Origin of the sequence: Methylobacillus flagellatus KT, from assembly GCF_000013705.1 — a bacterium.
In the GTDB taxonomy this organism is placed as follows: Bacteria; Pseudomonadota; Gammaproteobacteria; order Burkholderiales; family Methylophilaceae; genus Methylobacillus; species Methylobacillus flagellatus.
The window spans coordinates 2412068-2425673 of the sequence record NC_007947.1; the positions used below are offsets into that span (position 1 = coordinate 2412068).

General features: G+C 58.5%; 13 protein-coding genes. All 13 read right to left on the reverse strand.

The window, feature by feature from the left end:
• Positions 1-10 precede the first annotated feature (10 nt).
• Complete coding sequence (locus MFLA_RS11545) at positions 11-2026, reverse strand: transglycosylase SLT domain-containing protein (protein WP_011480482.1); 2016 nt, start codon at positions 2024-2026, stop codon at positions 11-13.
• A 65-nt stretch (positions 2027-2091) separates the two neighbouring features.
• Entirely contained in the window at positions 2092-2274 is a 183-nt protein-coding gene (locus MFLA_RS11550) for a hypothetical protein (RefSeq protein ID WP_048811715.1), read from the reverse strand.
• 2 nt (positions 2275-2276) lie between these two features.
• A complete protein-coding gene (lpxC, locus tag MFLA_RS11555; RefSeq protein WP_048811716.1) occupies positions 2277-3206 on the reverse strand; it encodes a UDP-3-O-acyl-N-acetylglucosamine deacetylase in 930 nt (309 codons plus the stop codon).
• An 86-nt stretch (positions 3207-3292) separates the two neighbouring features.
• On the reverse strand, positions 3293-4456 hold the full coding sequence (gene ftsZ / locus MFLA_RS11560) for a cell division protein FtsZ (RefSeq protein ID WP_011480484.1): 1164 nt from the start codon (positions 4454-4456) through the stop codon (positions 3293-3295).
• Positions 4457-4539: 83 nt separating this feature from the next.
• Positions 4540-5778, reverse strand: a complete 1239-nt coding sequence (gene ftsA, locus MFLA_RS11565) for a cell division protein FtsA (RefSeq protein WP_011480485.1) — start codon at positions 5776-5778, stop codon at positions 4540-4542.
• Between the two features lie 25 nt (positions 5779-5803).
• Positions 5804-6535 (reverse strand): cell division protein FtsQ/DivIB, encoded by a 732-nt coding sequence (locus MFLA_RS11570; RefSeq protein WP_011480486.1) that lies wholly within the window; start codon positions 6533-6535, stop codon positions 5804-5806.
• Positions 6525-7433 (reverse strand): D-alanine--D-alanine ligase, encoded by a 909-nt coding sequence (locus MFLA_RS11575; protein WP_011480487.1) that lies wholly within the window; start codon positions 7431-7433, stop codon positions 6525-6527. The genes MFLA_RS11570 and MFLA_RS11575 overlap by 11 nt, the downstream gene beginning before the upstream one ends.
• Complete coding sequence (murB, locus tag MFLA_RS11580; protein WP_011480488.1) at positions 7426-8310, reverse strand: UDP-N-acetylmuramate dehydrogenase; 885 nt, start codon at positions 8308-8310, stop codon at positions 7426-7428. Before murB ends, MFLA_RS11575 begins: the two co-directional genes overlap by 8 nt.
• 5 nt (positions 8311-8315) lie before the next feature.
• Positions 8316-9743: a UDP-N-acetylmuramate--L-alanine ligase gene (gene murC, locus MFLA_RS11585; protein ID WP_011480489.1), complete on the reverse strand. Its 1428-nt coding sequence runs from the start codon at positions 9741-9743 to the stop codon at positions 8316-8318.
• Positions 9740-10846 (reverse strand): undecaprenyldiphospho-muramoylpentapeptide beta-N-acetylglucosaminyltransferase, encoded by a 1107-nt coding sequence (gene murG / locus MFLA_RS11590; RefSeq protein ID WP_011480490.1) that lies wholly within the window; start codon positions 10844-10846, stop codon positions 9740-9742. The genes murC and murG overlap by 4 nt, the downstream gene beginning before the upstream one ends.
• A complete protein-coding gene (locus MFLA_RS11595) occupies positions 10839-11069 on the reverse strand; it encodes a hypothetical protein (RefSeq protein WP_048811718.1) in 231 nt (76 codons plus the stop codon). Before MFLA_RS11595 ends, murG begins: the two co-directional genes overlap by 8 nt.
• Complete coding sequence (ftsW, locus tag MFLA_RS11600) at positions 11066-12244, reverse strand: putative lipid II flippase FtsW (RefSeq protein WP_011480491.1); 1179 nt, start codon at positions 12242-12244, stop codon at positions 11066-11068. Before ftsW ends, MFLA_RS11595 begins: the two co-directional genes overlap by 4 nt.
• Positions 12241-13602 (reverse strand): UDP-N-acetylmuramoyl-L-alanine--D-glutamate ligase, encoded by a 1362-nt coding sequence (murD, locus tag MFLA_RS11605; protein WP_011480492.1) that lies wholly within the window; start codon positions 13600-13602, stop codon positions 12241-12243. The genes ftsW and murD overlap by 4 nt, the downstream gene beginning before the upstream one ends.
• Positions 13603-13606: the final 4 nt, after the last annotated feature.

The following is a 13606-nucleotide window of genomic DNA, read 5'->3' on the forward strand; positions in this document are numbered from 1 at the left end:
AAGGACAGGCTTAATCCTGTTCCGGATTGACTGGTGATCCCACGCCTGGTACGACCCCCAGCCGCTGCTTGAGCGTCTGTGACTGAGTCCCCAGTTGATGGGAATAATAGATGGAGTTGCTGAGTACTTTCTTGACGTAGTCACGCGTTTCACTGAAGGGAATGGTTTCAGCATACACCGCTCCCTCCAGTGGCTGATCCGAAGCCCAGCGTTTTGGCCTGCCTGGACCAGCATTGTAGGCTGCAGTCGCCATCAGAGGCTGTTGGTCCATCCTATCCATGGTATAGCGCAGGTAATGGGTGCCAAACTTCAGGTTGGTATCGAGCTGGTTAATCATGGCAGGCTTGTAGTCTCTCATGCCCATGCGCTTGGCAATCCACTTGGCGGTTTCAGGCATGACCTGCATCAAGCCGGATGCGCCGACCACAGACTTGGCCCAGCTGACAAACCGGCTTTCCTGGCGAATCAGGCCATAAACCCAGGCTTCGTCCAATGCATTGTCCGCCACATATCCCTGCATCAGGTCTCGATAAGGAGTAGGGTAGCGCAAGGCGAAATCGTGCAACAACTTGGTGCGGTCAGCCGTATTGATGGCAATGTCGTACCAACCTTCACGGAACGCCACCTCGGCAGCGGCGATCAACTGCTTGTCATCGAAGTCGCGACTGGCAAATCGCCATTCCTCGCGTGACTCCCAGCGCATTTCCAGCCGGCGTAGTGCCAAGGCACGCTGTATGCCAGGGTTATCCAATACGGCCCGCACCTCATCGGCACTTGCACGGTAGCGCTCAGGCGCCGCGCCTAATGCATCGCCCATCTCCTCTTCCGCCAGCAATCCATAGTAAGTATTTTCCTTGGCCAGTTTGACCAAGATCAAATTGGCCGCGACGATCTGCTTTTGTTCTTTGAGTGCCCGGGCTTTCCAATACTGCCAAACCTGTTCTGCCTGCAGGGATTCCGGCATGGCGGCAATCGCTTCCTGCAATGCCTTCCAATCGCCTGCCCGCATGGCAGCCCTGGCTTTCCATTCCCGCTGATCATTGTCCAGGACCACATTCCCGGCTCTCTGGAAATAGGTCAATGCGGCGGGATCATGTTTGCGTGCGGCATGGAGGGCAAAGCGCCCCCAGAAATAGTCGCGGTCCGCCACGTCGAAATTGCCGTGTATCTTTTCCCACAAATCCAGCACCAATGCAGGCTGGCTACGGCTCAGTCGTTCCAGGGCGTAAAGATTGAGCTCTCTTCCCAGGCGACTCTTGAAGCTGATCTGGCGATTTTCCAGGACTTTCTGTGGGTTCTGGTAAACCCGGTCCAAGAGCTTGAGATTGTTCTTGTCGATGCCCGGCAGACGCTGCAGCACAGACTTGGCCACAGTGATCCTTGAGCCTTGCAACAGCAAACGGGTCCTTGCCCAGATATCCTCTTCCCGCAGAACGCCGCCCTTCTGCAGCCGGTCAAACACGGCATCGCAATTGGCAGGCAGTTCATTGCCCGTCATCCATAGGGCCTTGCCTGCATTGACGGCAGACTCCAGGCCCTGCTGGATGCCGCCGTCTGCCGCATAGCAGTTCACCGCCATATCCTCGCGCTGGAGCTTGGGATATTCTTCAAAGAATGTTTCCCAATCTTGGCGTCTCGCCAATACTTTCAACCATTCGCCGCGCAGGCGATCCGCGAAGGGCGCATCCTTGTATTGATCGAGGAACTGCCTCACGGACTGGTTGCTTGCCTGATTCAACTCCAGCAAGAAACGCCAATAATCGGTGTAGGGAGCGAGAATATAATGCTGCGCATGCAGGTTTCGCGAAGCAGTGGTGAGTGCATTGAGGTTGCGGGCATTATAGGCTGCGCGCGCGCTCAGGAAGACATCGTCAGGACCGGCGGCATGCCCGGAGCCATTTCCCAACAGGAGCCCTGCCACCATCAGGAATGAGGCACACGCCATCCTGCACACTTCTACCCATTTGGTTTTGCCTGTACGACGCAAGCCACTTGCCTGCGCGATGCCCACCTTACTCAATTGCATTGTAATGTACCCAATGGTGCTCTCGTAGCACAACCATCCAGAGAGAGCTGCTGCCAATCAGCAATCTAGTAAAGAATGATGCGGCCCATTGAAATCACCAAGGCCACGACCATCAGCATGACCAGCGTGAATTTGGTCAACTGCCAGGTGAACTTGAGATAGCGCTTGTCGCCGGATATAAAATAAATGCCCAGCGAGACAGCAACCGAAATCAAGCCCAGTACCAGCAGGATTCGTAATACCAGCATGGCTAGACGTATTGTAATGCCGGCGGCAGACCAATGGGATTCCGAAAGGCGCCGGGCGCCTCCTCGATCTTGGCAAAGGTGGCGTATTCCCATGCATCGCCATCGGCCAATAGTGCCCGCAGCAGTTGATTATTCATGTAATGCCCCGCTTTGTAGGCGCTGAAAGCACCAATCAAGGGGTGGCCCAATACGTATAGGTCGCCAATGGCGTCCAGCATCTTGTGCTTGACGAACTCGTCGTCATAGCGCAATCCATCGCTGTTCAGTACGCGAAACTCGTCCAGCACGATCGCATTATCCAGGCTACCGCCCCGGGCAAGGCCCATGGAACGCAGCGCCTCCACCTCATGCATGAATCCGAAGGTGCGCGCACGACTGATTTCCTTGATATAGGAGTTATCAGCAAAATCAATCGTGATGCGCTGTCCGGTGTGCTCCACGGCAGGATGGTTGAAATCAATCGTGAAATCGAGCTTGAAGCCAAAATAGGGATCGAAACGTACCCATTTGTCGCCTTCGCGGTACTCAACGGTTTTCTTGATGCGGATGAATTTCTTCATCGCATCCTGTTCGACGATGCCGGCCTGTTGCAGAAGGAAGACAAAAGGCCCGGCACTGCCATCCATGATAGGGACTTCACCCGCATTGAGCTCAATACGGATGTTGTCTATCCCCAACCCTGCCAGGGCAGACATCAGGTGCTCAATCGTGGCAACCCGGGCACCGTTGCACTCCAGGGCGGAACACAACTTGGTATCGGTCACGAGATGAGGTTGTACCTTGAATTCCGCAGTATCGGGCAGATCGATCCTGCGGAATACAATGCCGGTATCAGGTGCCGCCGGGCGCAAGGTCAGGGTCACCTTGTCGCCGGAATGCAAACCAACGCCGGTGGCGCTTATTTCTTTTTTCAGTGTTCTTTGTTTAAGCACTGCTGCCCCTCTCGCGAGAGCCCTCATTCATATGATTGCCATATTGTAGCACGCAACGCTACCCGACCTGGTCGGGCAAGCCCGCTTCAGTCAGCCTGCTTGCGCAGGAATGCAGGAATATCATATTCCTCCACGCCCGACATCTTCATGGCTTCAACCTGCGCACGACGGCCATTCGAACTGAATACGGCAGGACTGTCATCATCCGTACCACCCATATACATCGGCTGGTTGGTGGTACCATCGCGCACCTGCGTCATCACACGCAATTCGGGCTTCTGCTGGCGACGAGACGCCACACCGTTCAACCCGGTTGCTACCATGGTGACACGCAAGCCATCGCCGATAGACTCATCGAACACATTGCCCACGATCACCGTGGCATCCTCAGCCGTGAACTCCTTGATCGTGTTCATCACGTCATAGTACTCCTTCATCTTGAAGGAAGTGCTTGCAGTGATGTTGACCAGCACGCCACGCGCATTGGCGAGGTTGACGTCTTCCAGCAGAGGGCTTGCCACTGCCTGTTCAGCTGCGATGCGGGCGCGCTCGCTGCCGGTGGCAGTCGCGGAACCCATCATCGCCATGCCCATTTCGGACATGACGGTACGCACGTCGGCAAAGTCGACATTGACCATGCCAGGGCAATTGATGATCTCGGCAATACCGGATACCGCATTGTGCAATACGTCGTTGGCCGCTTGGAACGCCTCCAGGAAGGGTACGTCTTCACCCAGCACCTGCATGAGCTTCTCATTCGGGATGATAATAAGAGAATCGACATGCTTAGAAAGTTCTTCCAGCCCCTCCTGTGCGACCTTGGTACGTTTGCCTTCAAAAGCGAACGGCTTGGTCACCACCGCCACGGTGAGGATGCCCATTTCCTTGGCGACTTCCGCGATGATGGGCGCTGCGCCGGTGCCGGTGCCTCCCCCCATGCCTGCGGTGATGAACAGCATGTCTGCACCATCGATCACCTCAGCGATGCGATCGCGGTCTTCCAAAGCGGCCTCGCGGCCGATCTCCGGACGCGCACCTGCACCCAGGCCCTTGGTGATGTCAGTGCCAATCTGCAACACGGTCTTGGCTTGGCTCTTCTTCAGTGCCTGCATGTCGGTATTGGCGCAAATGAACTCCACGCCGCCGACCTCTTTTTCAATCATGTGAGCCACTGCGTTGCCGCCGCAACCACCCACGCCTATCACTTTGATCACGGCCTCTTGTGAGTCCCTGTCCATAATCTCAAACATGTTAAATCCCTCCTAAGTTACGTCTGCCTAAACTCGAAAAAAGCACTATTGCTTACCAACAATCGCTTAAAATCAATGTACTACTAGAAATTACCCTGAAACCAACTCTTCATCCGGCTCAATACCTGGCTGAAGGAATTGGATTCCATCTGTCCCTGAAGCTGACGTTCCACTTGCTGCTGGCCCATCAGCACCAGTCCCACCCCGGTGGCATAACGCGGATTGCCTACCACCTCGGACAAACCTCCCACATTGCGCGGCATGCCAAGACGAACCGGCATGTGGAAAATCTCTTCACCCAGCTCCACCATCCCCTTCATGAGAGAGGAGCCGCCAGTAATCACGATGCCGGAGGCGATCATTTCCTCCATGCCGCTACGGCGCAGCTCGCCGAGCACGAATTCGTACAGCTCGACCACGCGGGGCTCGATCACCTCGGCCAGGGTCTGTACTGACAACTGGCGCGGGTCGCGGCCATCGACACCCGGCACTTCCACTACTTCGCGGGCATCGGCCAGCTGGCGCAAGGCGCAGCCATGCTTGATCTTGATCTCTTCCGCCGATTGGGTGGGTGTACGGAATGCCACTGCGACATCGTTGGTGATCTGGTCGCCAGCAATCGGCACCACGGCCGTATGGCGGATCGCGCCCTGCTTGAACACGGCGATGTCGGTCGTGCCGCCGCCTATATCCACCAGGCAGACGCCGAGCTCCTTTTCGTCTTCAGTCAATACTGCGAGACTGGAAGCCAGCGGCTGCAGAATGAGATCGCTGACCTCCAGGCCGCAGCGCTTGATGCACTTGACGATGTTTTGCGCGGCAGAAACCGCGCCAGTGACGATATGCACCTTGACCTCAAGCTTCATGCCGCTCATGCCCAAGGGTTCGCGCACATCCTCCTGGCCATCAATAATGAACTCTTGCGTCAGGATATGCAGGATCTGCTGATCTGACGGCAGGGCAATCGCACGTGCGGTTTCGATCACGCGGTCCACATCCATCTGCGTTACTTCGGCATCCTTGATCTTCACCATGCCGTGCGAGTTGAGGCTCTTGATATGGCTGCCAGCAATGCCGGTGTAAACGGTGCTGATCTTGCAATCCGCCATGAGCTCGGCCTCCTCCAGCGCGCGCTGTATGGCCTGTACCGTGGAGTCGATATTCACCACGACGCCCTTCTTCAGGCCGCGCGAGGTGTTCTGGCCCAGGCCGATCACCTTGAGGCTGCCGTCTACCTGCAACTCGGCCACGATCGCCACGATCTTCGAGGTGCCTATATCCAGCCCGACGATCAGATTCTTATCTTCCCGGACCCTGCTCATTTATTTCTCCAATTTTCCATGTTTCTCAGGCTGCTCCTGTCTTGCGTTTTGGCGTCAACCCCTCGGGCTTGCGCACGGCAAAGCCATTGGGATAGCGCAAATCGGCGTAGCTGATCGCCACTTTCAGCCCGCCTAATGTCTGTTTGTACACGCTGGCAAATTTCTGCAATCGTGTTTCCATCTGCTCCCGCCCCAGTTCGACCACCATGCCGGTATTGGTCCTGATCTGCCAGGCGCGCCGCGGTGTCAGCGCCAGCTGGACAATATGCATGCCGGTGCCCTCTGCCAGTATCCGGCTGTAGATACCATATTGCTTTGCCACCTCGGCCACGCCGTCTCCGGGTCCGTAAAACACGGGCAGGTCGCTGTCCGAGGCCGCATGGAACAGCTCTCCGTAACTGTTCACCAGCGCGATATTGCCCCAGCGCGCCAGCTCCCGGTGCTCCTCAATCACGACTTCCAGGCGGTCGGGCCAGCGTTTCCGTACGCTGACCTTGCGTGCCCACGGCAGCTTCTGGAAAGCATCGCGCGCTTTCGCCACGTCGACCGTGAAGAAGTTGCCCTGCAAATGCCGGTCCGCAATCAGCTTGATCTGCTCGCGTGTGACATGCTCCAGCTTGCCATTCACCCGGACTTCCCTTAGCGGGAAAATCGGCAGATGAACCACCACATACACCAGCCCGTACAAGAACATCACTGCCGCCAGCGCATTGAGCAGGTTCGCGATCCAGTTGAGGACCCGCGGCTTATCCCACATGCGCAAGCTCCAATATGCTCAATACCAGCTCGTCAAAGCCAAGCCCGACCGCCTTGGCCCCCATGGGCACCAGGCTGTGGTCAGTCATGCCGGGTGAAGTATTCACTTCAAGGAAGTAATGGCGTCCGGCCTCATCCATGAGGAAATCCACTCGCCCCCAACCTCGTCCGCCGACGATGCGGAATGCCTGCAAAGCCTCAGCCTTGATCTGCTCCTCCAGCGACGCATCCAACCCACATGGACAAAGGTATTGTGTGTCGTCGCGCAGGTACTTGGCCTCATAGTCGTAGAACTCATTGGCAGGCACGATGCGAATCACCGGCAAGGCGGCCCCACCGAGTATGCCCACCGTATACTCGCCACCGCCGACGAACTGCTCAGCGATCACCAGTGGGTCGGACTTGGCCGCCAGCGCGTAGGCTGCCTGGAGACCGCCTGCGGCCTTCACCTTGCTGATACCAATGCTGGAACCTTCATTGGCAGGTTTTACGAACAAGGGCAGGCCAAGCTTGCGTTCTATCGCGTCAAAGTTGCTATCTGCCGTCACCAGTTCGAAATCCGGGGTCACCACGCCAGCCGCACGCCAGAGCAGTTTGGTTCGCCATTTGTCCATCCCCACGCTGGATGCCATCACTCCACTGCCGGTATAGGGAATGCCCATGAGCTCCAATGCGCCCTGAATGGTGCCGTCCTCGCCATAACGGCCATGCAGTGCGATGAACACGCGGTCGAATCCGGCCAGTTCGCTCAGCGCGCGTTCAGCCGGATCGAAGGCATGGGCATCGACGCCGTTGCGGCGCAAGGCAGCCAGCACTGCAGCACCGCTCTTCAGCGACACCTCGCGCTCACCCGACTTGCCTCCCAGCAGCACGGCCACCTTGCCGAAATCCCTACGCATGCCCATCTTCTCCAATCACTCTCACTTCCGGTTGCAGATCCACACCCTGCTGTTGCTTCACCACTGCCTGCACATGCAGGATTAATTGTTCGATATCCCTTGCCGTCGCATCGCCCTGGTTGACGATGAAATTGGCATGCTTCTCAGACACCTGTGCTCCGCCGATACGGTAACCCTTGAGGCCACTGGCCTCGATCAGGCGCGCCGCATGGTCACCCGGCGGGTTGCGGAAAACTGATCCGGCATTCGGCAGGTTCAATGGCTGTGTCGCCAAGCGCATTGCCAAGAGCTGCTTGATCTTGCTTTCTGCCTCTTCCGCATCGCCATCCGCCAATCTGAACCAGGCTGCCACGAACCACTCGTCCGCCACCGGCATCTCCACATGGCGGTATGCAGTGGCGAACGCCTGGTGGTTACGCTCGTGCAGCTTGCCTACGCGGTCTATGGTCAACACGCGGTCGACAATCTCCCAGGTTTCGCCGCCATGGCAGCCCGCATTCATCGCCAGCGCTCCCCCCACTGTACCGGGAATGCCCGCCATGAATTCCGCGCCGTGCTGATGCTGGCGCGCCGCAAACCTGGCGAGCTTGGCGCAGGTCACGCCTGCCTCGGCATAAATGCGTCCTTGATCCACTCGTAACCCGGTCAAAGCGCCATGCATGAGAATGACGGTCCCCCTGACGCCGCCATCCCGCACCAGCAGGTTGGAGCCCAAGCCAATGAAATGCAGCGGCTCGGCGTCAGGCAATCCGCTAAGGAATTGCTGCAGACCCTCCATGCTGGCGGGAATATACAGTTGATCAGCCACCCCGCCCGTACGCCAACTGGTATAGCGGGCCAGGGGTTCCCGGTGAAGCAGCCTGCCTTCCTCGACCATGGCCGTCACCTTACGGCCTCCATGGGCACATGTTCAGCCACCTCAGCCATTTCCTTGGTTCTCGCGGCAACCTGCCCGATGGAGCCAGCCCCCATCACAATCACGACATCGCCATCCTGTGCCATATCCAGGATCGATTGCGGCAACTCCTGAGGCGTTTCGACGAATAGCGGCTCCACTTTCCCGGCAACGCGAATGGCACGCACCAGGGAACGGCCATCTGCGGCTACGATCGGGGCCTCTCCTGCGGCATACACCTCGGTCAACAACACGACGTCGGCGCTGGAAAGTACTTTGACGAAATCCTCGAAGCAGTCCCGGGTGCGAGTGTAGCGGTGTGGCTGGAAAGCCAGCACCAGCCGGCGACCGGGGAAGGCATCACGGGCAGCGGCGATCACCGCGTTCATCTCTGCGGGATGATGACCATAGTCATCGACCAGCGTGAAATATCCGCCATCCCTTGCTGGCACTTCGCCATAGCGTTCGAAGCGGCGCCCTACTCCCTTGAATTCGGCAAGTGCCTTGATGATGGCGCCATCGGGCACGTTGAGCTCACTGGCCACCGCAATCGCAGCCAGCGCATTCAGCACATAGTGTCTGCCCGGCAGGTTGAGCGTGACATCAAACGTCGTCGTCACGCCGTTGATGCGGGTCACGGTGAAATGCATACGGCCATTCTCCGCCTGCACATTGCTGGCGCGAATGCGGGCTTCCTCCGAAAAACCATACGGCATCACCTGCTTGGAAATCTGTGGCAGGATGGCGCGGACGTTAGGGTCGTCAATGCAGACCACAGCCATGCCATAGAACGGGAGACGCTGCAGGAACTCGACGAATGCGCCTTTGAGCCGCTCGAAATCATGACCATAGGTATCCATGTGGTCGGCATCAATATTGGTGACGACGGAAATGATAGGCGTGAGGTGCAGGAAGGAAGCATCCGACTCATCGGCTTCCGCGACAATATATTCTCCCGTTCCCAGGCGCGCATTGCTGCCTGAGGCTTCCAGGCGGCCTCCAATCACGAAAGTTGGATCCATGCCAGCCTCTGCCAGGATGCTGGCAATGAGGCTGGTCGTAGTCGTCTTGCCATGTGTGCCGGCAATTGCAATTCCCTGGCGGAAACGCATCAGCTCCGCCAGCATCAAGGCACGCGGAATGATGGGGATGTTGCGCTCGCGTGCCGCCACCACCTCAGGGTTGTCATCCTTGACCGCGCTGGAAATCACCACCACGTCGGACTCGCCAAGGTGTTCAGCAGCATGGCCTTGATACAGCTTGGCCCCGAACCCCGCCAGCCTGCGCGTGGTCGCATTATCGGCAAGATCGGAACCGCTCACGCTGAATCCCAGGTTGAGCAAGACCTCGGCAATGCCGCTCATGCCCGAGCCGCCGATACCGACAAAATGCACGTGTTTCACTTTATGCTTCATGAGTGCTTTCCTCCCTGCACAGGCAGGGCAATGCTTTCCAGTTCGTTTGCAATCGTCTCCGCCGCCATGGGCCTGCCCAGCTCGCGTGCTGCATGCGCCATTGCCAGCAGGCGGGTGCGCGTCAGTTCCTGCAGAAGCAGGGCCAGGCGCTGCGGTGTCATTTCCTGCTGCGGCAGATGGATCGCCGCGCCATGCTCTGCCATCCAGCGCGCATTGTCGCGCTGGTGCGACGTGGTCGATACCACGAGCGGCACCAGAATACTGGCCACGCCAGCCACCGCCAGCTCACTTACCGTGATCGCCCCGGCACGGCAGACCAGAACATCGGCATCGGCATAGGCACTCGCCATGTCATCGATGAACGGCACCACATGGGCTTGCACCCCGACGGCAGCATACGCTTCGCGCAACGCATCAATATGCTGCGCCCCGGACTGGTGAGTCACGATCGGACGCTGCTCAGCTGGCAGCAGGGCAAGAGCCTTGGGCAAGGTGGCATTTAACACCTGAGCCCCCAGGCTTCCGCCTACCACCAACACACGCAGCGGTCCCTGACGGTCAGCAAATCGCTGTTCCGGTGAGGCAATTTCCACGATCTCGGCGCGTACCGGGTTGCCGGTCACGCGCGCCTTGAACGCCATGCCACCCAACGTCGCTGCGCCGCCGTCGAAGCCGAACAACACGCGCTTGGCATGTTTGACCAGTGCCCGGTTCGACATGAGCAAGGCAGCATCCGCATTCACGATGGCCAGCGGCACACCCGCCAACCTAGCCGCCCAGCCACCGGGCACGGTGACATATCCCCCCATACCGAGCACGGCCTGGGGTTGCAATTCGCGCATCAGGCGCCACGCCCTCCACGTAGCACCCACCAGGCGGAACATCCCCAGCAGTGTATGTTTCCACCCCTTGCCGCGCATGCCGGAGAACTTGAGCAGCGTCATCGGCAATCCACTAGGCGGCACCAAGCGGTTTTCCATGCCATGGGTAGTACCGAGCCAATGGACATTCCAGCCGCGCGACTGCATGGTTTTGGCAATCGCCAGGCCGGGCATGACATGTCCGCCGGTGCCTGCGGCCATGATGAGCAGGGTCTTACTCATGCCCACCACCTTTGGCCCATGGAAGCGTTTTGGCTCTGGCCGAATGCTTAACTTGCTCTCGCAAGTTAGCCTGACGGTCAAATAAGCCGCACCAGGTTGCCATGCCGCTCATGCGAGCAACCTTCTCGAAGATACGGAAGTTTTGGCTACGGCCGCTACGCTTATTAGCCTGCGGCGAAACAGGCGCCTGGCAAATCCCTTCGAATATTGTGTTATCCATCATGCTGGCAATCCCTTTTGAAGGCGCCTGTTTTCCCAATCGATCCTCAGCAGAATCGCCAGCGCAATGCAGTTTGCCAGAATGCCGCTACCGCCGAATGACAGCAGCGGCAGGGTCAAGCCCTTGGTAGGCAGCACGCCCATATTCACACCGATATTGATGATGCTCTGCACGCCGATCCAGACGCCTATGCCCTGCGCGAGCAAGGCAGAGAAATAGCGCTCGTTGGCAACGGCTTCCTTGCCGATTCGGAAAGCCCGGATCACCAGCCAGGCGAACAGGGCAACCACGACCATGACACCAATGAAGCCGAGCTCCTCGGCGATCACCGCCATGAGGAAGTCGGTATGCGCTTCAGGCAGGTAAAGCAGCTTCTCCACGCTCGCACCCAGGCCAACGCCCAGCCACTCACCGCGCCCAAATGCGATCAGGGCATGCGAAAGTTGGTAGCCCTTGCCGAATGGGTCGGCCCAAGGATCCATGAAACCGATCACGCGCTGCAAGCGGTATGGAGAACTCCAGATCAGGCCCACGACCGCCACTGGCAGCAGGGCCATGAGGCCGACAAAAATGCGCGCGTTGATGCCGCCGAGCCAGAGGATCGCCATGGAAATCGACACGATCACGCTGAACGCGCCGAAATCAGGCTCGCGCAGCAATAGCCAGCCTACGACAACCATCACCGCCACCATGGGCAGGAAGCCGCGCTTGATACTGTCCATCACCTCCGCCTTGCGGATGGTATAGTCCGCAACATAGATCGCGGCAAACAGCTTCATGAATTCCGACGGCTGCAGGTTGATGACGAACAGGGACAGCCAGCGCTGGCTGCCGTTGACATTGCGGCCGACCCCGGGAATCAGCACCAGCACCAGCAGAAATAAGCCCAGCAGGAATAGATATGGCGCCATCTTTTGCCAGAACCGGGTCGGCACCTGGAAGGCGAGCAAGGCTACCGTCAGGCTGATCACCAGGAAAATAGAATGGCGCACCAGGAAATAGGTCGGCTGGTGCCCGGTCATCTTGTCGGCTTCCGCCAACGCAATTGAGGCGGAATACACCATGACCAGGCCGATGCCGAGCAGGATCAGGGTCACCCAGACCAGACCCTGGTCATAGGTCGACGATGCAGAAGTGAATCGGTTGCGCCCGCTCAGCATGTACATCATATTGTTCATGCGCTCACCTCTTTTTTTTGCAGGTCGGTGACCGCCTTTACGAACACTTCTGCACGATGCACGTAATTGCGGAACATATCCAGACTCGCGCAAGCCGGGGAGAGCAACACGGCATCGCCCCTGTCAGCCAAGTTGAACGCTTTCACCACGGCTTCTTCCAGCGTGTCGCCATATTCCAGGAGCACCCCTGACTCCTGCAGCGCGTCGGCAATCACTCCGGCATCGCGCCCGATCAGCACCACGGCGCGCGCATGCTTGGCCACAGGCGCCCGCAAAGCCGCAAAGTCCTGCCCCTTGCCGTCGCCGCCCGCAATCAGCACCAATTTGCGGTTCAGCCCATGCAGCGCCGCGACGGTAGCACCGACATTGGTACCCTTGGAGTCATCATAGAAGGACACGCCATCGATATCGGCTACCCATTGCACGCGGTGCGGCAAGCCCTTGAAATCGCGCAGTGCTTGCAAGGCAACAACCTCGTCGATATCGAGCACGGTGCACAAGGCCAGCGCCGCCAGGGCATTGGCTGCATTGTGCAGGCCGGTAATGTTCAGGTCGGCGACAGGCATCAGTTTGCGCTGTCCGCGGGCAAGCCAGGCTTCACCGGCGTCATGCAGCAGGCCAAAATCCTGTGCACTGCGCGGTGCATCCAGGCCGAACGTGAGCTGGGCAACGCCTTCTGCCGCCATTCCCCGGCTCCACGCATCATCGGCATTAAGCACCTGCAGGCCGGCACGGGTAAAAATGCGTGCCTTGGCATTGGCATAAGCCTGCATGTCGGCATAACGGTCCATATGGTCTGCGCTGATATTGAGCACCGTGGCAGCATCTGCGGCCAGGCTGTAAGTGGTTTCAAGCTGGAAGCTGGAAAGCTCGAGCACATAGACATCCACCGCGTCATTGATCACGTCCAGTACCGGCAAGCCGATATTGCCTGCCACCACCGTCTTGAAACCAGCGGCCTTGCAGATCTCGCCCACCAACGTCGTTACGGTGCTCTTGCCATTCGCGCCGGTAATGGCGATGACCTTGGCATGCGCCGACCTTGCCTGGGCGAACAATTCGACATCGCCTACTACCGGTACGCCGCGCTCAATGGCGGCTTGGACTTGAGGCTCCGCTACCGGCACGCCCGGGCTGGCCACGATCAACTCCGCTTCCTTGAATGCAGCTGCAGTAAACGGCCCCAGATGGATGGCCATGCCCGGAAACTCCTGCCGGACTGCATCCAGGCCCGGCGGCAGTGCACGGCTGTCGGCAACGGACAGGCGCGCGCCCTGACGGGCAAGCCAGCGTAATGCCGAAAGGCCGGTATCTCCCAGCCCCAGCACCAGCACCTGTTTATCCTTGAGTTGCAGCATATCC